The organism is Streptomyces sp. NPDC057428, assembly GCF_042803195.1.
GTDB lineage: Bacteria > Actinomycetota > Actinomycetes > Streptomycetales > Streptomycetaceae > Streptomyces.
Map to the genome: position 1 here is coordinate 12,340 of NZ_JBHVCT010000033.1, position 19,641 is coordinate 31,980.

Genomic DNA, 19,641 nt, shown 5'->3' on the forward strand with positions numbered 1-19,641 from the left:
CCGGGTTCCGGGGCCGGGTTCAGGACGCTTCAGGCCGCGAGCACGGCTTGCGCGTACGCGCCGCCCACGCCCCACGCCTGGTGCATCGCGTCGGCGAAGGCGCCGGCCAGTTTGTGTTCGCCCGTGGGGCCGGGGTGGGTGCCGTCGTAGGTGTCCGTGCGGATGTCGTAGCCCGCCGGGTGCGAGGCCAGCAGGACCGGCGACGAGGGGGTGTCCAGATCGGCGACGGCCTTCGCGAGCAGCACGTTGAAGCTGTCGCACTCCGCGGCGAAGGGAGCGTCGGACTCGGCCCGCACATTGGGTATCACGGGGAGGAGCACCAGCCTGATCCGCGGGTTCGCGGTGCGGGCCGCGGTGACGAAGGCCCGCGCGTTCGCGGCCGTCTGCTCACTGTTCGTGTAGAAGCCGAGGTCTATCAGGCCGAGCGAGACCAGCAGGACGTCGGCACGGGTCACCGTGACCGTGTCCGCGATGACGGGCGCCATGTGGAGCCAGCCCTCGCCCCAGCCGGCGAGGTGCCGGCGCGCGGGCGCGGGGAAGTCCGGATCGCCGTAGGTGTGGGAGAGCGGGGCGTTCGCCTCGGTGTCGTACAGCTCGGTGCGCGGACCCGTGATCGCGTAGCCGCCGCAGCCGACGGTCGCCTCCAGGTGCTGCCACATCCGGTAGCGCCAGGTGAAGTCGCCGGAACGCCCGATGGTCATGGAGTCGCCGACGAAGAGAAAACGCATGGCGACATCATGGCGGATCACCGCTCCGGCCTGCGACGTGACAGTGGACACTTGTGCCATGAGATCGCTGCTGACCCTCTCCGCCGCCGCTGCCCTCCTGTTCCTCGCGGGGGCGGCGCCCGCCGTCGCGGACGAGGGGGACGGGGCGGACCGTACCTTCACCATCGAGGACCCACGCATCACCGAGTCCAGCGGCCTGGCCGCCAGCCGGATCCACCCGGGCGTCTACTGGACCCACAACGACAGCGAGGACGGGCCGTACGTCTATGCCGTCGACTCCCGGACCGGGAAGACCGTCGCGACGATCACCATGAAGGGTGTCGGGGAGCCCCGCGACGTGGAGGCGATCTCACTCGGGCCCGACGGGAACCTGTACGTCGGCGACATCGGTGACAACCTCGACGGCTCCTGGGACCACGTCTGGATCTACCGCTTCCCGGAACCGAAGAAGCTCGCGGACGCCACGGTGCGGGCCACGCAGTTCGACGTGAAGTACGCGGACGGGGCGCGCAACGCCGAGGCGATGATGGTCCACCCCGTGACGGGGCGGGTGTACATCGCCTCGAAGAGGGAGGGCGGCGGCGGGCTCTACGAGGGTCCGCAGAAGCTGACGGCCGGCGGGACGAACGTGTTCCGGCGGGTGGACGAGGTGCCGTGGGTGACGGACGGCGCGTTCTCGCCGGACGGCAAGGAGCTGGTGCTGCGCTCCTACTTCAGCGCACGGGCCTACGCCTTCGGGCACGGCCGGCTCGGTGCCGACCACGCCGTGAGCGTGCCGCTGCAGGGGCAGGCCGAGTCGGTGACCTACACGGCGGACGGCTCGGCCATGATGTTCGGCTCCGAGGGGGAGCGGAGCGAGGTGGTGCGCGTCGACGTGAAGGGCGGCGGTGGCAAGGCGTCGCCGAACAGCGGGGGCGGCGGGACGTCTTCGGGGGACGGTGGCGAGGACGGCGGCCCCGGGAAGAGCACGGTGACGGGCGGGGCGGTCGCGGTCGTCGTCATCGTGCTGGCCCTGCTCATGGCCAAGCGGCGGCGCGGCTAGAACCGCGGCAGACGACGAGGCCGTTCTTCAGCAGGAGCGACACGGCCGCGTGGACCTGGCCGTAGTGCAGCGGCCGGTCCTGGCCGGACTTCGCGTCGAAGGAACGCTTCAAGTCGTAGCCGTGGGGCGGCCCGGACTCGAGAAGGCCCAGATCGGTCACGGTTTGTAGACCTTGCCCGGCTCGGCCCTGCCGGGGGCCAGCAGCTGGGGGACGGTGACGAAGGTGTAGCCCTTGGCCTTGAGCTGGTCGATGACGCCGGGGACCGCGGGCACGGTGTTCTTGTAGATGTCGTGCAGCAGGATGATGGAGTCCCGCTTCGCGTGCTGCACGGCGCGCTCGGTGATCGTCGCGCTCGGCGGCACCTAGTAGTCCTTCGTGGTGACGTCCCACAGTATTTGGGCCAGGCCCTCCTGCTTGGCGAGTTCGCCGACGTGGTTGTCCGTGCGGCCCTGCGGCGGCCGCATGAGCGTGGGTCGCTTGCCCGTCAGCTTCTCCACCGCGTCGTCGGTGCGCTTGAACTCGTCGCGGATCTCCGCATCGCTGATCTCGGTGAGGATCTTGTGGTCCCATGTGTGGCTGGCCAGCTCGTGTCCCTCCCGGGCCATCCGTTCGACCAGGTCGGGGTGCTTGTCTATGTGGTTCTTGCCGAGCAGGAAGAACGTCGCGTGCACCTTGTTCGCCTTGAGGATGTCCAGGAGGCGGGGGCTGTTCTCGCTCGGTCCCGCGTCGAAGGTGAGGGCGATGCACTTGGCCTTGCGGCAGTCGACCGTGCCGACGGCGCGACCGCCGGACTTGTCGTCGGTGGCGGCCTTGCGTACGTCGCTCGGCTTGCTGGTGTCGTAGTGCGTGCAGCCGCTGAGGCCCAGGATCAGGGCCCCGGCCACCGACAGGGTCGCGATCGCTCGGACACCCTTCGCAGTCTTTATTCGCTTGTCAAGTATTGCGTGCATGGAGGGGACAATACATCAGGTGTATACGCGGAGTGTATGCCGATGTTCACAGCGGAATACGTGAACCACGGAAGGCTGCCCGACCGTGCCCAGGGGGTCTCTGCCGACTTGGTGCGCGCCCCGGACTTCGGTGCGCGGTGCGGTGGTTCAATCGTCCTGCGTGACGGGGCGCAGCTCGTAGTGCAGTGTCCGGTCCCGCTTCAGTCGGTGGGTGAGGGGGATGACGACGCCGTGCAGGGCGGGGTACTTCCGGGAGAGCGTCCGGGCGGCGTGCAGGTTCTCCTGCGACCCCTCCTGCAGGAGCCGGGCCCATGCCTTCACGGGCGGTCCTGTCGGTGCGCCTCGCACGGTGCACGGGGCGACCTCCACCACCGGGTGGTTGCGCATCCGGTCGACCTTCCACGCCGAGGAGAACGTACGGATGTAGGCGTGGTCGCCTTCGACGGCGATGCTGACGGGGGTGCGGGCAGCGGATCCGTCGGGCCTGCGACTGCTGAGCAGGACGGTGTACTGCTTCACGAAGGGCTCCAGCTCACGGATCGTGCTCATGCATTCCATGGTGCACCTCACACGCCGGCAATGTGCAGAAAGGGGGCATTCCAGGCGGGCTGCGCGCGGGCGGGGGCCGCCGGGCGTTCCCGGGGCGGGTCACCGGCGTAGGCTCCGCGGCATGCACGCCGACGGTGCCCCCGAGCCCTTCTCCACCGCCCGCCTGGACGCGCTCCCGCTGGACGTGGCACACGCGGAGGAGATGGCGGCGGTCCTCTTCGACCCCGCTCTGCACACCTACACGGGCGGCGCACCGGAGGAGGTCGGCGCCCTGCGCGGCCGCTACGAGCGCCAGAGCGCCGGCTCGCCCGACCCCGCCGAGCTCTGGTTCAACTGGGTGCTCCGGGTGCGCACCGACGGGTCCCTGGCCGGTTACGTGCAGGCCACCGTGCGCGACGGCCGGGCGGAAGTGGCCTGGGTGGTCGGGACCCCGTGGCAGGGCCGGGGGTACGCCAAGGAAGCGGCGACGGGAATGGTCCGCCACCTGCTGGCGCGGGGGTCCGTCCGGAGCGTGGTCGCCCACATCCATCCGGACCACGCCGCATCCGCCGCCGTAGCCGCGGCGGCGGGGCTCACCGCCACGGACGAGCGGGAGGACGGTGAGGTGAGGTGGCGGCGGGACGTCGCGCGCACCGCCGTGCCGGACTCCGCAGCCCGGCTCTGATCACGACATCGCCGGAATTGTCTTATACCTTCGTAGGGCGGCGTACGTGCGCGCCAAGGCTCCTGCCACCACCTCTACGAAAGGCCCCCGGGTGGGCGAACTGGGGAGGACGGAAGCCCTGCGGCTCGCAGGGCTCACAGCGGCGGCCGATCCCGGCATGGAACGGTTCGCCAGGCTCGTCGCGCGCTTCCTCCGCGTCCCCGTCTCGCTGGTCGCCCTGCAGGAGCCCGACCGGCAGGTCTTTCCCGGCATGGTCGGCCTCGCCGAGCCGTGGGCCACGCGGCGCGGGACCCCTCTCAGTCACTCCTTCTGCCAGCACGTCGTCGACACCGGCAGACTCGCCGCGGCCTGCTCCGTGGAACTGCGGCTGCGGATCGCCGGCGAACGGACCCACAGGGACCGCGACCACGCCCACCTGCTGTTGCGCGCCTCCGTCGAACTGGGACACTCCCGCGACCTGACGGACCTGGCCCGCCGCCTGCGAAACCTGTTCGACGGCCCCACCGACCCGTCCTACGTCGGTCTGCTGCTCGCGGACGGCCGGGGCCTGTGGCGCGTGGTCGACCCGGAGGACGTCCGGCCCGTCGAGGTGTCGATCGACCGGCTGGACATGGACGCCGACTTCCCCAGCACGCAGGCGATGCGGGAACAGCGCACCGTCTTCGTCCCGGACCGTGACGCGCTCGTGGCGGGCTTCAGCCCCGAAGCGGTGGCCGGATACGACTCGCTGGGCCTCCACTCCGCGCTGTGTGTACCGCTGACGCGGGACCGCGGGGTGCTGATGTGGTGCTGGTCGGCCGCCCACCTCCTGGAGGTGACCGAGGAGGCGGTCCTGACCGCGATCGGCGGATACGCGAGCCAGGCGGTGGAGCGCACGCTGTTCGTCGAGAACCGGCTGAGCACCGCCGAACAGCTCCAGGCCGCGATGCTGACCGAGCTGCCGTCCGTGCCGGGCCTGGACATGGCGGCCCTCTACCTGCCCGCCACCGACCAGGACATGGTGGGGGGGCGACTGGTACGACGCCTACCGGCTCCAGCACCCCGCCGCCTCCGGTCGGTGGTCCCTGATGCTGTCCATCGGGGACGCCATCGGACACGACGTCCAGGCCGCCGCGGTGATGGGGCAGGTCCGCAGCATGCTCCGCCAGGCCACCCTCGCGCGCGCCGCCCACTCGCCCGCGGCCGCTCTGAAGGCGGTGGACAGCGCCTTCGAAGCGCTGCCGCTGGGCCCCGGCGCAACAGCGGTGCACGCCCGCGTCGACCCGCACGGCGACCGGTGGCTGCTCACCTGGTCCAACGCCGGCCACCCGCCGCCCCTGGTACGCAGGCCCGACGGAGACGTCTCGACACTCGGTGCGCACGACCTGATGCTCCTCGGCTCCCCGGGCGGTGTCCCCCGCCACGACCTGGAACACGAACTCCCGCGGGGCAGCGTGCTCCTGCTGTACACCGACGGACTGGTCGAACGCCGCGACAACGACATCGACGAGAGCGTCCAGCAGACCGCCGCCACCCTCTCGGCCATCGGCGACCGCCCGCTGCCACTGATCCTGGAGGCGCTCGCCCACCGCCTGGACGACGTACCGCAGCGCGACGACGTGGCGGTGCTCGTCGTCCGCGTCACCTGAGGGCCGGGATCCGTGGCGCCGCCCGCCGCTCAGGGGGCGGGATAGGAGCCCGTCGTCCCGTCGATCAGCTCACGGACGATGTCCATGTGTCCGGCGTGCCGCAGGACGTCCTCGATCATGTGGATGAGAACCCAGCGCATCGACACCGTCCTCCCGTTCCAGGAGATCCCGGTGGTGTCCAGGTCCGTCTCCTCGATCGACCGGTCGGCGGCGGTGCGGGCGCGGGCGTAGAACGCGAGTATCCGCTCCGTCGACTCGTCGGGGGCGACCGTCATGTCGTCCTTGGACGTGTCGAACCAGAAGTCCTCGGTCCCGCGTCCGAACGTCTCGCAGAACCAGCCGTATTCGACGGTTGCCAGATGCTTCACGATGCCCAGCAGATTCGTCCCCGTCGGGGTCATGGGGCGGCGCAGCTGCTCGTCGTCCAGCCCTTCGAGCTTCCACAGCACCACGTCCCGGTGCCGGTCCAGACTCGCGTGCAGGGATTCCTTCTCGCCGCCGGTGTAAGGGACTTGGGCCGTAGTTGAGGTCATGCGCGAACGGTAGCGGCCCGCGTCCTCAGCGCTTGGGGCGGCCCGCCCGGACCAGCTCGGCGACGTCCAGGGACACCTCGGTGCCCAGGACGGAGGGAAGCGGGGCCTCCTGTCCGGGGGCGTACACCTCGTGACGGTCGTAACCGGAGGGCAGCGGTTCGGTCAGCACGTGGACCCGGCCGTGCTTGCGGTCGACGACGACGTACACGGGGATCTTGGCCTGGGCGTACGCGGTGACCTTGTTGCGCATGTCGTTCTGGTAGTTCCCGGAGGTGACCTCCAGGACCAGGCGGAAGCAGGCGGGGTCGTAGCAGTTGTTCTCGATCAGGTGCTCGTCGAGATCGGCGTCGACGATCGCCAGGTCGGGGATGGCGTAGTCCTCGGGGCCGGAGGGAAGCCACAGGCCGACGCCCTGGAGGACCTCCGTCTCACCGTCGTCGAGTCCCGCGGCGATGAAGGGCCGCATCAGCTTGGTGAGCGCGCGGGCGTGCGGGCCGTCCGGGGGTGGTGCCACGGTGATGACGCCTCCGATGATCTCGACGCGATGACCCGGAAGCTGATCCATCAGCCGGTTGGCTGTTTCGAGCTGTGTTTCCGGCTCATCGTCACAGGGGTGCTCGACTGCTGCTGCAGACATTGCGGTCCTCCTGGAATGGCTGGTGTCGAGAGCATCATCGTAGGCCGGAGCGGACCCGGGTGCCCCGCGAGCCACGGTTCACCCGGCCGGGTGATACGGAAGCGGTCCGGCACACGGGACGTGTACCGGGCCGCTTCCGTGTACTGCCTACAGCTTGTCGATCACGTAGTCGATGCACGCCGTCAGTGCCTGGACGTCCGCCGGGTCGATCGCCGGGAACATCGCCACGCGCAGCTGGTTGCGGCCCAGTTTGCGGTACGGCTCCGTGTCGACGATGCCGTTGGCGCGCAGCACCTTGGCGACCGCGGCGGCGTCGACGCCGTCCTCGAAGTCGATCGTGCCGATGACCTGCGAGCGCTTCGCCGGGTCGGTGACGAACGGGGTGGCGTACTTGGAGTCCTCGGCCCAGCCGTACAGGTTCTGCGCGGAAGCGGTGGTGCGGCCGGTGGTGAAGTCCAGACCGCCCTGGGTGTTCATCCACTTCAGCTGCTCGTTCAGCAGGAAGAGGGTGGCCAGCGCCGGGGTGTTGTACGTCTGGTTCTTCAGGGAGTTGTCGATCGCGGTGGGCAGCGAGAAGAACTCGGGGATGTGCCGGCCCGAGGCGTGGACGCGTGCGGCGCGTTCCAGGGCCGCCGGGGAGAACACACCGATCCACAGGCCGCCGTCGGAGGCGAAGGACTTCTGCGGTGCGAAGTAGTAGACGTCCGTCTCGGTGATGTCGACCGGCAGGCCGCCCGCGCCGGACGTGGCGTCCACGAGGACGAGCGACCCCTCGTCGGCGCCCGCGACCCGCTTGACGGGGGCCGCGACACCGGTGGAGGTCTCGTTGTGGGTGAAGGCGTAGACGTCGACGCCGGCCTCGGCCCGCGGGTCCGGGTGGGTGCCCGGGTCCGAGGCGATGACGGTCGGGTCGGCCAGCCACGGCGCGAGCTTGGCGGCCTTCGCGAACTTCGACGAGAACTCGCCGAAGTTCAGGTGCTGCGACTTCGACTCGATCAGACCGTGTGTCGCGACGTCCCAGAAGGCGGTGGAGCCGCCGTTGCCCAGGATGACCTCGTAACCCTCGGGGAGGGAGAAGAGGCTGCGCACACCGTCACGTACTTCGCCGACCAGGTTCTTGACCGGGGCCTGGCGGTGGGATGTGCCGAGCAGGGAGGTGCCGGTCGCGGCCAGCGCGTCGACCGCCTCCGTCCGCACCTTGGAGGGGCCGGCGCCGAAACGTCCGTCGGCGGGCTTGAGGTCAGCGGGAATCTGGATGTCAGCCACGATCCGGAGCGTAGCCCCTCGGGGAAGCGGTCAGGGAGCCCTGTCCGTCCGATGAGACGCACGCTCCGGATCATGTACGACCCGTGCGGCCGGAATGCGGTGCCGTGGATCAGCCGAGGTCGACCGGCAGCTCGTGGAGGTCGTTCTGGGTGACGATCGGCTTGTTCCGCAGGTCGGCGGCGGGTATCGCCAGGTCCAGGTCGGGGAAGCGCTCGTACAGCGCGGGCAGCGCGACGCCGGCCTCCATCCGGGACAGCGCGGCGCCCGGGCAGACGTGCGGGCCGTGGCCGAAAGCGATGTGACGGTTGGGGGACCGGGTGATGTCGAACTCACCGGCGGTCGGCCCGTACTGCTTCTCGTCGCGGCCGAGCGCCCCGAAGGAGACGATCAGGGCCTCGCCCTTGGGCAGGACCTTGTCGCCGACCTCGACGTCCTCCGTCGCGAAGCGGATCAGGACGTGCGAGGTGGGGGTGTTCCAGCGCAGGGTCTCCTCGATCACGTTCTCCCACGGCACCTCCCCGCTCAGTACGCGCTTGCGCTGCTCGGGGTGCGTCTGGAGCGCCTCGACGACGTTGACGACCAGGCTGATCGTGGTCTCGTGTCCGGCCGCGATGATCAGCTGCAGTGTGTTGACGATCTCCTCGTTGGTGAGGTGGTCGCCGTCCTCGGAGGCGGCGATGAGCGCGCTGGTCAGGTCGTCACCCGGGTTCGCGCGCTTGCCGTCCACGATCTTCGTGAAGAGCGCGCCGAGGTCCGCCATCATCTGCGGGACCTCCTCAGGCGGGGTCTGCGTCGAGAAGAACTTCTCGAACAGCTCCTTGAGCCGGGGGTGGTCGGCGGCGTCCACGCCCATCAGCTCGCTGATGACGTTCATCGGCAGCGGATAGGCGAACTCCGCCTTCAGGTCGACGGCCTCGCCCTTGGGGTGCGCCGCGAGCCGGTCGAGGGACGCGTTCGTCAGCGCCTCGATGCCGGACCGCAGCCGCTCCACCCGCTTGACGGTCAGGGCCTGCGCGACGAGGGTGCGCAGCCTGCGGTGGTCGGCGCCGTCGACGGTCAGCATCGAGCGGCCCGGGTTGGCGAGACCGATCAGCGGCCAGTCCATCGGGATCTCGCCGCGCTGCCAGGCGTTCCAGACGTTGATGTCCTTGACCACACGGCTGTCGGTGAGCAGCTGGCGGGCCTCGGCGTGGTGGGTCACCGCGTAGCAGTGCACCCCGCCGGGGAGCTCCACCTCGGCCAGCGGTCCGGCGGCGCGCAGCGCCGCGCTCTCGCCGTCGAGGTCTGCGACGAGGGGATCGAGGACGATCCGGGTCATTTCTGGCCTCCAAGAGCGGGGGTGGGAGTGAAGTGCACCGGCAGGTCCGTCAGTCCCCGCAGCCACGGGGAAGGACGCCGGGTCAGTTTTTCCGCGGGGACGGCGAGGTCGACGTCCGGGAGCCGGTCCAGGAGCACCTCGATCCCCGTACGTGCGATGACCTCCGCGGTCTCCTGGGCCGGGAACGGGCAGCGGTGCTCGCCGTGGCCGAAGGAGAGGAACGCGTTGTTGCCGCCGGTCAGGGCCGAGCCGTCGGTGCGCACCTGCGGGTCGCCGTTGGCGGCCGCGATGCCGAGGAGCAGCAGGTCCCCGGCGCGGATGTGCTGTCCGCCGAGGTGGGTGTCACGGGACGCCCAGCGGCCGGCGACGTTCTGGGTGGGGGTGTCCTCCCAGAGCACCTCGTTCATGGCCTCGGCGACGCTGTGCCGGCCTCCGGAGAGCGACGCGGCGAAGCGGTCGTCCGTCAGCATCAGCCGCAGGGAGTTGCCCATCCAGTCGGCGGTCGGCTGGTGGCCCGCGGCCATCATCACCATGAGGTCCTGGGCGACCTCCTCGTCGGTGAAGCCGCCGGGGTCCTGGAGCATCCGGGTCGCGACGTCGTCACCGGGCTCCGCGTGCTTGTCGGTCAGGAGCTGGAACATCGACGTGCCCAGGTGCTGCTGTCCGGCCAGGGCCCGCTCACGACCGTCGATCATGTCGTTGAGCGCGCCGACGAGCGGCCCGCCCACCTCGTCGCTGAAGCCGTAGATCTTCGCCAGCACCCGGGCGGGCAGCAGCATCGCGTACTCGGCGATGATGTCGGTCCGGCCGGAGGAGCAGAAGCGGTCGATGAGGTCGTCGGCGAACTCCTCGGCGTAGCGCTTGAGCGCGAAGGGGTCCACGGCCTCCAGCGCGTCACTGATCATGCCGGCGCGGACGGTGTGCCGCTCGCCCACCGTGTAGAGGATCGACGGCTGCTTGCGTCCGATCATCGGCAGCAGCGGCCAGCCGTCCGGGATGTTGTCCCACTGGTTCCACAGGTCCGAGTCCCGGCTGAAGAGCACGGGGTCGTTGGTGACCTGGTGCAGCTCCCGGTAGCCGAGGATCAGCCACGCGGGTATGTCGCCGTCGAGCACCACCGGGGCGACGGACCCCTGGTCACGGCGCATCTCCCGGTACAGCTGCACGGGGTCCGTCTGGAAGCGCGGACCGGACAGCGGGGTGGCGGTCCCGTTCATGGGGCACTTGGTCACAGCGTGGGCTCCGGGGTCTTCGCCGGGGCGGAGGGACCGCCCGCCAAGGCCGCGTCGGCGTTCTTCTCGCGTGAGAGGGACAGTGCGTAGAGGTGCTCGACGAGGGTGATCAGGACGTACTTGCTGGAGGACCGGTCCCGGGCGTCGCACTCCACGAGCGGGACGTCGGGGGAGAGGTCGAGGGCCTCGCGGATCTGCTGCTCGGTGTGCAAGGGGCCGCCGAAGTCGTTGCACGCCACGATGAACGGCGTGCCGTGGTGCTCCAGACGGTCGATCGCGTACCAGGAGTCGGCGAGCCGCCGGGTGTCGACGAGGACGACGGCGCCCAGGGTGCCGGAGAAGAGCCGGTCCCACAGGAACCAGAAGCGCTCCTGTCCGGGCGCGCCGAAGAGGTAGAGGACCGATCGCGCGTCGAGCGTGATCCGGCCGAAGTCGAAGGCGACCGTGGTGGACGTCTTGGATTGAACACCGTCGAGGTCGTCGACGGCCTCGCCCGCGCGGGTCATGGTCTCTTCCGTGTTGAGCGGACGGATCTCGCTCACGGAACGGACCATGGTGGTCTTGCCGACCCCGAAGCCGCCGACGACGACGATCTTCAGTCCGTTGTCGGCTGTGGCCTGCAGGGCGGCACGGTCAGAGGTTGCGGAGTCCAACGAGCACCTGTTCCAGGGTGTCGGTGTCGGGGAGCCGGTCCTCGACACGTGCAGTACGGGGGTGGCGGGCGCTGATCCGGCCGGTGTCGAGCAGGTCGCACAGCATGATGCGCACGATGCTGACGGGCAGATTCAGGGTGGCCGAGATCTCGACGACCGCGGTGGGGAGTTGGCACATCCGTAGGATCGCGACGTGCTCCGACTGCATCCCTGGGGTGGGATCGCACTCGGCGACGACGAGCGTCACCAGGTCGAACGCGGCCGAGTCCGACCGGCTGCGGCCACCCGTCAGGGTGTACAGCCGGTCCGGATCGTCGTCGCGTCCTGGGCGGGGGCGCGGTACGGACGTCATACGTCCGCTGTTTCCGCGGCAGGGGCCGCCGCGTCGCGCGGCGGGGCGACGAGGTACTCGCCCAGCTGCTCGACGAGTTCACTCATGTTGTGGCCGACCAGGCCGACGTCGGAGTCCTCGGCGGCCACGACCGCCAGGTGGGCGCCCGCGCCCGCCTCGACGATGAACAGCACGCCGCCGTAGAACTCGGTCATCGCGGACCGTACGCCGCCGGTGCCGTCACCGAACTCCATGGACGCGCCGTGCGACAGGCTCTGGATGCCGGCCGAGATGGCGGCCAGCTGGTCCGCCTGGTCGACGGACAGCTCGGGGGTCCGGCACAGCTTGAGCCCGTCCCTGGACAGGACGAGGGCGTGCCGGGCGCCGGGCGTCCGGTCGAGCAGCCCCTCCAGCAGCCAGTTGAGCTTCTCGTCGGTGGTCGCGCTCATCGGGTGTTGCCTTCCGGGTGCGGGGAGTTGGCTCGTACCGCCTGGCTGAAGGTGCTGAAGCGGGCAGCCTGCACCTTCGGGTCGGTGGTACGGGGCCTGGGGGATTCGGCTCCGCCGGATTCGGCATTGCCGGTACGGGCTTCGGCGGCGGCCAGGGTGCGGCCGCGGCGGCGCTTGGGGAGGCCGCTGTCACCGAACTGGGGGACGGAACCGGTGGTCTCCGCCTCGGACCCCACCGTCTCCGGCTGGGCGCCGTCGCGCCGCGCGCGCCCGGAGCCGTCCGCGCGCGCCGTCTCCGCGGCAGTCCGGTCCGTGTCGGGCATCGCGTGGTCCGGCTCCGGCTCAGGCGGCCCCACCGGCTCGGGGACGGGAGCCGGAAGGAGCGCCGGCGTACGGGAGATGAGTTCCTGCGGGAGCATCATCAGTGCGCCCGTGCCACCGCGCGCCGAAGGCCGGAAGGAGACGGTGAGGCCGTGCTTGCGGGCCAGCCTGCCGACGACGGCGAGGCCCAGCCGGGTGCCCGAGATGGCGGTGAGGTCCTGGTTCTCGGCGGACACGGCCCGCTCGGCGCGGCGCAGTTGCACGTCGCTCATCACCAGACCGCTGTCCTCGACGGTGACCACGATGCCCGCCGGGACCTCTTCGACGTACACGTGCACCTCGGCCGTGGGCGGCGAGAAGTTGGCAGCGTTGTCGAGCAGCTCCGCCAAGGCGTGCATGACGCCCTCGGCGGCGTGGCCGGCGATCGCCACATCGCTGGTCGAGTGGAGGCGGATGCGCTGGTAGCCGCCGATGCGGCCCATCGCGCCGCGCAGGATCGACTCCATCACGATCGGCTTCGCCCACCGGCGCCCGGAGCGCGCACCGGTCAGCACGGCGATGGAGTCGGCGAGGCGGCCCGCCTGGGCGGTGCGGTGGTCCAGGTGCAGCAGATCGCCGAGCACGTCCTCGCCGGTGTGCCGGTGCTCCATCTCGCGCAGGTCGGCCAGCATGCTGGTGGACAGTGCCTGCATGCGGCCGGCCGCGTTGGCGCATGCGGCGATCGCCGCGGAGCGCTCGGTCTCGCTGCGCCGGGCGCGGGCGGTGAGCCGCGCGGTCTCGGCGGTGAGGCGCTCGTACTGCTCGGCGGCCTCGGAGGTGACGCGCGCGACCCGCTCGTCGGCTTCCCCGGTGGCCCGTGCGACCTCGGCGGAGGCGGTCGATCTGATCCGAGCGGTCTCGGCGGTGAAGCGCTGGGCCTCGGCGGCCGAGGTCGAGACGAGGCGAGAGGTCTCGGCCGTGAACCGTTCGGCGTCCGCGGCCCGCAGGGCGCGCAGGTTGCGTGCGGTGGCGAGGGCGTAAACGGTGACGGCGACCGCGATGCTCACCACGAGTGCGGCGGCGCCGGCTCCCCAGGACAGCGGGGCCCGTACCGAGGAGGGGGCGGCGGCAACGGCCCAGAGGCACAGGGCGCCGGTGGCGGCTGCCGAGACCAGCAGGGCGAGCGCGGTCGGCCGGAGTGAAGGGCGCAATCGGAGTCCTCGGGACGGACGGTGCGGGGAAAGGGACAATCCGGATCTTCCGGTGCGGTCGCAGTGAAAGAACCACAACTGGAGCTGATTGTTCCCGATCAAGTCGAGGCAACTATAGGAGAATTGGTGACCCGTTTGGGGATTCCTTGTGGCCACTTCTGTTTGAAATTTGGCTTGAAGTGACCCCATCGGCCACTCGGGGCCGCTGTTGACTCCGGTGTCCGGTGATGTGTGTGGGCAAGTCGCGGTGAATATGTCGTTATGCACCCCATGGGGGCTGTGATTTGACTCGATCGTCGCCCGTCGGCCGGTGGGCGGCTAGGGTGAGCGCTCCGGTGCAGACGGCCTCCCAGGTCGGCACTGCCGTAAGACACGCCGCGCGCCTTGAAGGGGGAGGCGCTGCGGGGCCCCGACGGAGGACGCAGGCAACCGTGGACGCGCAAGGCCGTGGGCGGGACGAGGGCATCGACCCCGCAGACCAGTGGGTACTCAACCCGGACACCGGTGATTACGAACTGCGACTGACCCCCTCCGCAGGGCGATCAGCCGCACCGCCCGGTTCCAGCTCCTCCCGCCCGTCCGGAACCAGAGCGGCCGGCCCGCGCCGGAAGCCGGAGCCCGAGACCCCGTCGTCGGACGAACGGGCCTCCGTGCCCGGCCAGCGCGGCGGGCGCAGGGGCGCCGGCGGTGGCCGCGGAGGCAAGGACGAGACGCGCAGGCAGGGCGGCCGGGCGGCCGCGCCGCCGACCGGGCGCCGCAAGGTGAAGGCCAAGTCCGGCAAGAAGAAGGTGCTGGTCTGGACCGGCGGTGTCCTTGCCTTTCTCCTCGTGGGTGTCGGCACCGCGGGCTACGTCGCCTACCAGCACTTCAACGGCAACATCACCGCCGTCTCGACGGACGGTGCCGGGACCGGCGGCTTCAGCAAGGACCGGGCGATCAACGTCCTGGTGATCGGCACCGACAAGCGGACCGGCGAGGGCAACGAGGGCTACGGTGACGCCGGCAGCGTCGGCCACGCGGACACCAACATCCTCTTCCACGTCTCCAAGGACCGGACGAACGCGACCGCGCTGAGCATCCCGCGCGACCTGATAACGGACATCCCGGAGTGCCCGACCCAGCTGGAGGACGGCTCCAAGAAGGACATCCCGGGGACGTCCGGCGGGCGCTTCAACACCAGCCTCGGACAGTCGGACCGCACACCCAGCTGCACGATGCGGACGGTCACCGAGCTCACCGGCATCACGCCCGACCACTTCATGGTGGCCGACTTCAACGCGGTCAAGAGCCTGACGAGCGCCGTCGGGGGTGTGGAGGTCTGCCTCGCCAAGGACATCAACGACAAGGGCTCGCACCTGAAGCTGTCCAAGGGCAAGCACACCATCGAGGGCGAGCAGGCCCTGTCGTTCCTGCGCACCCGGCACTCCGTGGGCTTCGGCAGCGACCTGAGCCGGATCGAGCTCCAGCAGCAGTTCCTCGGCTCGCTGATGCGCAAGCTGAAGTCCAACGACACGCTGACCAGCCCCACCAAGATGTTCAAGCTGGCGGACGCGGCGACCAAGGCGCTCACCGTCGACGACAATATCGACGACATCAACAAGCTGCGGAAACTGGGCATGGAGCTGGCGTCCGTCGACCCGAAGAACATCACGTTCACCACGGTGCCGGTGCTGGACAACCCGGACGACAGGGCCACCGTCATCCTCGACGAGTCCAAGGCGCCCCAGGTCTTCTCGATGGTGCGCGAGGACGTCTCCTTCACCGCCGTGGCGAAGCAGGAGAAGGCCGAGGAGAAGGCCGCCGAGGCCGCGAAGCTGAAGGGCGCCAAGGCCGCCCCGGCCGACGTCCGCGTCGACGTCTTCAACGGCGGCGCCCCGGCCGGCTCCGCACAGGCCGCCCTGGAATGGCTGCAGAACGAGAAGGGCGTGCCGAAGTCCACCAACAAGGCGAACGCCCCGCAGGACGTGAAGAAGACCCAGCTCGTCTACGGCCCCAACCAGGCCGACCAGGCGCGCACCCTGGCCGAGATGATGGGCATGTCGGCCTCGGCCCTCAAGCCGACGACCACGGACGCCGCCGACATGGAACCGATGGTGCTGACCCTGGGTCCGGACTTCAAGCAGGCGGGCAGCGCGCTCTCCGCCCCGCAGAAGGCGCCGGAGAACATCCAGCGCGTCGAGGCGGACAAGGCGGTCTGCGCCAAGTAGCCCCGGCTCCCGCAGCGGCATCGAAGAGCCCCCGCGTGCCCGTCGGCGCACGGGGGTTCTCCGCTTCACCGGTCCCGGGTACACGCGTTGCGCGACGGGTCGACCGGCCCGCTGGTCCGGCATGCTGGCCCCATGCCCGACCCGCACCCGCACCCCGATCTCGTCCGGGCGCTGGCCCGCGCCGTCCGCGGCGACGTGGAGGCCGACGCGACCGCCCGCGCGCTGACGACGATGGACGCCTCCAACTACCGCCGCGTCCCGGTGGCGGTCGTCGCTCCCCGCGACGCCGGAGACGTCGCCGAGACGCTCCGCGTCTGCCGGGAGCACGAGGTGCCGGTCGTGCCCCGAGGCGGCGGTACCTCCATCGCGGGCCAGGCCACCGGCACCGGCGTCGTCCTGGACTTCACCCGCCACATGCGGCGGATCACCGGGCTGGACCCCGACTCCCGCACCGCCGTCGTCGAACCGGGCGTCGTGCTGGACGACCTGCGGGCCGCAGCCGCCGCGCACGGGCTGACGTTCGGCCCCGACCCGTCCACCCACAGCCGCTGCACGCTCGGCGGGATGATCGGCAACAACTCCTGCGGTGCGCACTCCGTGGCCTGGGGCACCACCGCCGACAACGTGCGCAGCCTGCGCGTCCTGCGGTACGGCGGCGGACCGTCCCTGCACCTCGGGAGGGGCCTGCCCGACACGCCGCCCGGGCTCGGCGACTTTGCCGGCGCCCACCTGGCGCTGCTGCGCACCGGCTTCCCCGAACTCCCGCGCCGCATCTCCGGTTACGCGCTCGACGCACTGCTCCCCGAGAACGGCCCGGACCACGCCCGCTCGCTGTGCGGCAGCGAGGGGACCCTGGCCGTCGTCACCGAGGCGACCGTCCGCCTCGTCGCGACGCCCGCCGCCCGCGCGCTGGCCGTACTCGGATACGCCGACGAGTCCGCCGCAGCCGAAGCCGCCCCCGGCCTCCTCCCCCACGGACCGCTCACCGTCGAGGGCATGGCCGCCGACCTCGTACGCGAACCGGCCGGCCTGCCGCGCGGCGGTGCCTGGCTGTTCGTCGAGACGGGCGGTGCGACCCCCGCCGAGGCCCGTGCGCACGCCGAACGGATCGTGCGTGCGGCCGACGCCCTGGACGGCACGGTGGTCACCGATCCCTCGCGCATGCGCACCCTGTGGCGCATCCGCGAGGACGCCGCCGGGACCGCGACCCGGATGCCGGACGGCGGGGGAGAGGCGTGGCCCGGCTGGGAGGACTGCGCCGTGCCGCCGGCCCGGCTCGGGCCGTATCTGCGCGACTTCCGGGCCCTGCTCGCCGAACACGGCCTGCGCGGCACCCCGTACGGCCACTTCGGCGACGGCTGCATCCACGTACGCATCGACTTCGACCTGCTCACCGCGCCGGGCGTGGCCCGCTTCCGCCGCTTCTCCGAGGACCAGGCAGGCCTCGTCGTCGCGCACGGCGGGTCGCTGAGCGGTGAACACGGCGACGGGCAGGCGAGGGCCGAGCTGCTGCCCCGGATGTACGGCGACGAGATGGTGGGCCTGTTCACCCGGTTCAAGGACCTCTGGGACCCGGACGGCGGCCTGAACCCCGGCATCCTCGCCCGCCCCGCACGGCTCGACGAGAACCTCCGCTTCGCCGTGCTCCCCGGCCGCCCGGTGGACGTGACCTTCGGCTACCCGCAGGACGGCGGCGACTTCTCGGCGGCCGTACGCCGCTGCGTCGGCGTGGCCAAGTGCCGTACGGCCGGGGCGATTACGGGCCCGGACGTCATGTGCCCGTCCTTCCGGGCGACCGGCGAGGAGGCGCACTCCACGCGGGGACGGGCCCGGCTGCTCCACGAGATGCTCGCCGGCGAGGTGATCACGGACGGCTGGCGCTCCACCGAGGTACGGGACGCGCTCGACCTGTGCCTGTCCTGCAAGGGCTGCCGCACCGACTGCCCGGTCGGCGTCGACATGGCCACGTACAAGGCCGAGTTCCTCCACCACCACTACCGGGGCCGGCTGCGCCCCGCCTCCCACTATGCGATGGGCGGGCTGCCGCGCTGGCTGCGGGCGGCGTCCCCCTTCGCACGCGGGCTCAACGCCCTCGCCCGGACCGGCCCGGTCGCGGCCCTCGTCAAACGGCTCGGCGGCATCGCCCCGCAACGCACGCTCCCGGTGCTGGCGCCCCGGACCTTCCGGGCCTGGGCCCGTGCGCGCCGGGCGCCTGTGGGTGGGCCCGCCGTCACTCTCTGGCCGGACACCTTCACCGACCACCTCTCGCCGGAGGTGGGCCGGGCAGCGGTCCGGGTGTTGGAAGCGGCGGGCCGGACGCCGGTCCTGCCCGGCCGCGGCGTGTGCTGCGGGCTCACCTATGTGTCGACGGGGCGGCTCGACGCCGCCCGCGCGGTCATGCGCCGCACCCTGGACCGGATGGGGCCGCTCATCGGCGGCCCGGTCGTCGTGCTGGAACCGAGCTGCGCGGCCACCCTGCACACGGACCTGCCCGAGCTCCTCCCCGACGACCCGCGCGCCGCCGGACTGGCCTCGTCCGTGCGCACCCTGGCCCAGTACCTGGAGGAGTACGCCCCCGACTGGCAGCCGCCCCGGCTGGACCGGCCGGTCGCGGGCCAGACCCACTGCCACCAGCACGCGGTCCTGGGGGACGCGGCCGAGCGCAGGCTCCGGGAACGGGCGGGCCTGACCGGGGAGCTGAGCGGTGGCTGCTGCGGGCTGGCCGGCAACTTCGGCTTCGAGAAAGGGCACTGGGACGTCTCGGTGGCCTGCGCCGAGGACCGGTTGCTGCCCTCCGTGCGGGCGGCGACCCCCGGCACGGAACTCCTGGCCGACGGCTTCTCCTGCCGCACCCAGCTGGACCAGCTGGCAGGCCGGCGGGCGCGGCATCTCGCCGAGGTGTTGGCGGAAGGGCTGGACGGCCGGTAGGCGCGCCGCCGCGTACGGAGGGCCTACCGGGGGCGGTGCCGGTGGGACCGCTACCCCGGGTTGTCCGGCGCGCTTCCGTGCTCACCCCCGCCGACGATCTCCCGGGCGAGCGCCGCCAGCCGGGGCAGGGCGGGATGGCCGGGGCCGTCCCTGCGGGCGAGCAGCACGGGCAGCGGCGGGGCGTCGTCCAGCGGCACGTACGCGACCCCGGCATGCGGGTGCATCCCGACGGTGGACGCCCCCGACACGCCGTTGCCGCGTCCGGCCGCGATGGCGGTGAGCCAGTCGTCGGTGTTGGCGACCGTGACGGTGGCCGCGGGCCGGACCTGCGGCGGCCACAGGTCGAGCGTGGTCGCTCCCGAGACGGTGTTCAGGACGACGGCGCCGTCCGCCAGGTCGGCCAGCGACAGCGAGGCGCGGGCCGCGAGGGGCCCGTCGGCGGCGACGGCAGCCACCCGTTCCTCCGTGAACAGCACCTCGGTGACGAGGCCCGGCGTGTCCACCGGCCCGCGCAGCAGCGCCGCGTCCACCTCGCCGCGGGTGAGACCGGCCGTGCGGTCGTCGATGCGCAGGAGTTCGAGCGGGGTGCCCGGGTGGTGCCGCTGCCAGGTGCGCAGCAGCGGCGTGGTGTAGGGGCCGAACGCCGACCAGGCGTGGCCGAGCCGCAGCGGCCAGTGGCGCAGACGCCCCGGATCGAGCGCCTCGTCGAACGCCCCCACCGCGTTGGCGGCCTTGTCGCGGAAGGCGACGCCCTCGGGGGTGAGGGCGAGGTGGTGGGTGGACCGGTCGACGAGCCGGACTCCCAGGTGCCGCTCCAAGGCGGCCAGCGTGCGCGAGACGACGGGCTGGGTGACCTGGAGCCGGGCGGCCGCGCGGGTGACGCTGCCCTCGTCGGCGACGGCGAGGAAGGCGCGCAGATGCCGGAGCTCGATACCGCGCCTGTGGGTCCCGGTGCCCTGTCCAGTGCTCATGCCTGCGGAGCATAACGGGAGCGCAATCGGCATTTCACGGGAG

At 71.5% G+C, this 19,641-nt stretch carries 16 protein-coding genes and 3 pseudogenes; 5 read left to right on the top strand and 14 right to left on the bottom strand.

The features are described from left to right. Positions 1-29: 29 nt before the first annotated feature. Positions 30-788: a GDSL-type esterase/lipase family protein gene (locus ACFU5K_RS15560; protein ID WP_384061208.1), complete on the bottom strand. Its 759-nt coding sequence runs from the start codon at positions 786-788 to the stop codon at positions 30-32. Between ACFU5K_RS15560 and ACFU5K_RS15565 the strand changes: the two genes are divergently transcribed. After that, entirely contained in the window at positions 787-1,770 is a 984-nt protein-coding gene (locus ACFU5K_RS15565; protein ID WP_384061211.1) for a WD40 repeat domain-containing protein, read from the top strand. The genes ACFU5K_RS15560 and ACFU5K_RS15565 overlap by 2 nt on opposite strands. 1 nt (position 1,771) lies before the next feature. Here ACFU5K_RS15565 and ACFU5K_RS15570 read toward each other — a convergent pair. The 3 genes and pseudogenes from ACFU5K_RS15570 to ACFU5K_RS15580 all read right to left on the bottom strand — a co-directional run. After that, positions 1,772-1,930 (bottom strand): annotated as a pseudogene (locus ACFU5K_RS15570) (PadR family transcriptional regulator); the annotation flags it as partial. Next, positions 1,927-2,721: pseudogene (locus ACFU5K_RS15575) on the bottom strand (polysaccharide deacetylase family protein). The pseudogenes ACFU5K_RS15570 and ACFU5K_RS15575, both read right to left, overlap by 4 nt. Positions 2,722-2,868: 147 nt before the next feature. Beyond that, positions 2,869-3,270 (bottom strand): PPOX class F420-dependent oxidoreductase, encoded by a 402-nt coding sequence (locus ACFU5K_RS15580; protein WP_384061214.1) that lies wholly within the window; start codon positions 3,268-3,270, stop codon positions 2,869-2,871. 121 nt (positions 3,271-3,391) lie between these two features. Here ACFU5K_RS15580 and ACFU5K_RS15585 point away from each other — a divergent pair, with 121 nt between their 5' ends. Together ACFU5K_RS15585 and ACFU5K_RS15590 are read left to right on the top strand one after the other, a co-directional pair. Further along, positions 3,392-3,934 (top strand): GNAT family N-acetyltransferase, encoded by a 543-nt coding sequence (locus ACFU5K_RS15585; protein WP_384061216.1) that lies wholly within the window; start codon positions 3,392-3,394, stop codon positions 3,932-3,934. Positions 3,935-4,025: 91 nt separating this feature from the next. Next, a pseudogene (locus tag ACFU5K_RS15590) lies at positions 4,026-5,562 on the top strand (PP2C family protein-serine/threonine phosphatase). Positions 5,563-5,591: 29 nt separating this feature from the next. On the opposite strand, the gene ACFU5K_RS15595 reads toward ACFU5K_RS15590, so the two are convergent. From ACFU5K_RS15595 to ACFU5K_RS15635, 9 genes are all read right to left on the bottom strand, one after another. Next, complete coding sequence (locus tag ACFU5K_RS15595; protein ID WP_384061218.1) at positions 5,592-6,095, bottom strand: DinB family protein; 504 nt, start codon at positions 6,093-6,095, stop codon at positions 5,592-5,594. Between the two features lie 25 nt (positions 6,096-6,120). Beyond that, positions 6,121-6,732 carry a Uma2 family endonuclease gene (locus ACFU5K_RS15600; protein ID WP_384061221.1) on the bottom strand — a complete coding sequence of 204 codons (612 nt, stop codon included), beginning with the start codon at positions 6,730-6,732 and terminating at the stop codon, positions 6,121-6,123. Between the two features lie 147 nt (positions 6,733-6,879). Continuing rightward, positions 6,880-7,998: a phosphoserine transaminase gene (gene serC, locus ACFU5K_RS15605; RefSeq protein WP_384061224.1), complete on the bottom strand. Its 1,119-nt coding sequence runs from the start codon at positions 7,996-7,998 to the stop codon at positions 6,880-6,882. 109 nt (positions 7,999-8,107) lie between these two features. Next, a complete protein-coding gene (locus ACFU5K_RS15610; RefSeq protein WP_384061228.1) occupies positions 8,108-9,316 on the bottom strand; it encodes a cytochrome P450 in 1,209 nt (402 codons plus the stop codon). After that, positions 9,313-10,533, bottom strand: coding sequence for a cytochrome P450 (locus ACFU5K_RS15615; RefSeq protein WP_384061231.1), 1,221 nt, complete (start codon positions 10,531-10,533; stop codon positions 9,313-9,315). The genes ACFU5K_RS15610 and ACFU5K_RS15615 overlap by 4 nt, the downstream gene beginning before the upstream one ends. A gap of 11 nt (positions 10,534-10,544) precedes the next feature. Then, entirely contained in the window at positions 10,545-11,201 is a 657-nt protein-coding gene (locus ACFU5K_RS15620; RefSeq protein WP_384061233.1) for an ATP/GTP-binding protein, read from the bottom strand. Continuing rightward, positions 11,182-11,553: a DUF742 domain-containing protein gene (locus tag ACFU5K_RS15625; protein ID WP_384061234.1), complete on the bottom strand. Its 372-nt coding sequence runs from the start codon at positions 11,551-11,553 to the stop codon at positions 11,182-11,184. The genes ACFU5K_RS15620 and ACFU5K_RS15625 overlap by 20 nt, the downstream gene beginning before the upstream one ends. Continuing rightward, positions 11,550-11,981, bottom strand: coding sequence for a roadblock/LC7 domain-containing protein (locus ACFU5K_RS15630; RefSeq protein WP_384061237.1), 432 nt, complete (start codon positions 11,979-11,981; stop codon positions 11,550-11,552). The genes ACFU5K_RS15625 and ACFU5K_RS15630 overlap by 4 nt, the downstream gene beginning before the upstream one ends. Continuing rightward, complete coding sequence (locus tag ACFU5K_RS15635) at positions 11,978-13,492, bottom strand: sensor histidine kinase (RefSeq protein WP_384061239.1); 1,515 nt, start codon at positions 13,490-13,492, stop codon at positions 11,978-11,980. The genes ACFU5K_RS15630 and ACFU5K_RS15635 overlap by 4 nt, the downstream gene beginning before the upstream one ends. 431 nt (positions 13,493-13,923) lie before the next feature. Here ACFU5K_RS15635 and ACFU5K_RS15640 point away from each other — a divergent pair, with 431 nt between their 5' ends. Both ACFU5K_RS15640 and ACFU5K_RS15645 read left to right on the top strand, forming a co-directional pair. After that, the gene (locus ACFU5K_RS15640) at positions 13,924-15,699 is read left to right on the top strand and encodes an LCP family protein (RefSeq protein WP_384061242.1); all 1,776 of its coding nucleotides are present in this window, start codon (positions 13,924-13,926) and stop codon (positions 15,697-15,699) included. A 132-nt stretch (positions 15,700-15,831) separates the two neighbouring features. Continuing rightward, positions 15,832-18,627, top strand: coding sequence for an FAD-binding and (Fe-S)-binding domain-containing protein (locus ACFU5K_RS15645; RefSeq protein WP_384061245.1), 2,796 nt, complete (start codon positions 15,832-15,834; stop codon positions 18,625-18,627). Between the two features lie 50 nt (positions 18,628-18,677). On the opposite strand, the gene ACFU5K_RS15650 is transcribed toward ACFU5K_RS15645, so the two are convergent. Then, on the bottom strand, positions 18,678-19,598 hold the full coding sequence (locus tag ACFU5K_RS15650; protein WP_384061248.1) for a LysR family transcriptional regulator: 921 nt from the start codon (positions 19,596-19,598) through the stop codon (positions 18,678-18,680). Positions 19,599-19,641: the final 43 nt, after the last annotated feature.

Coding starts and splice junctions, on each gene's coding strand:
- ACFU5K_RS15565 (WP_384061211.1), top strand. CDS start 787: ATGAGATCGCTGCTGACCCTCTCCGCCGCCGCTGCCCTCCTGTTCCTC.
- ACFU5K_RS15560 (WP_384061208.1), bottom strand. CDS start 788: ATGGCACAAGTGTCCACTGTCACGTCGCAGGCCGGAGCGGTGATCCGC.
- ACFU5K_RS15580 (WP_384061214.1), bottom strand. CDS start 3,270: ATGAGCACGATCCGTGAGCTGGAGCCCTTCGTGAAGCAGTACACCGTC.
- ACFU5K_RS15585 (WP_384061216.1), top strand. CDS start 3,392: ATGCACGCCGACGGTGCCCCCGAGCCCTTCTCCACCGCCCGCCTGGAC.
- ACFU5K_RS15595 (WP_384061218.1), bottom strand. CDS start 6,095: ATGACCTCAACTACGGCCCAAGTCCCTTACACCGGCGGCGAGAAGGAA.
- ACFU5K_RS15600 (WP_384061221.1), bottom strand. CDS start 6,732: ATGTCTGCAGCAGCAGTCGAGCACCCCTGTGACGATGAGCCGGAAACA.
- ACFU5K_RS15610 (WP_384061228.1), bottom strand. CDS start 9,316: ATGACCCGGATCGTCCTCGATCCCCTCGTCGCAGACCTCGACGGCGAG.
- ACFU5K_RS15615 (WP_384061231.1), bottom strand. CDS start 10,533: ATGAACGGGACCGCCACCCCGCTGTCCGGTCCGCGCTTCCAGACGGAC.
- ACFU5K_RS15625 (WP_384061234.1), bottom strand. CDS start 11,553: ATGACGTCCGTACCGCGCCCCCGCCCAGGACGCGACGACGATCCGGAC.
- ACFU5K_RS15630 (WP_384061237.1), bottom strand. CDS start 11,981: ATGAGCGCGACCACCGACGAGAAGCTCAACTGGCTGCTGGAGGGGCTG.
- ACFU5K_RS15645 (WP_384061245.1), top strand. CDS start 15,832: ATGCCCGACCCGCACCCGCACCCCGATCTCGTCCGGGCGCTGGCCCGC.
- ACFU5K_RS15650 (WP_384061248.1), bottom strand. CDS start 19,598: ATGAGCACTGGACAGGGCACCGGGACCCACAGGCGCGGTATCGAGCTC.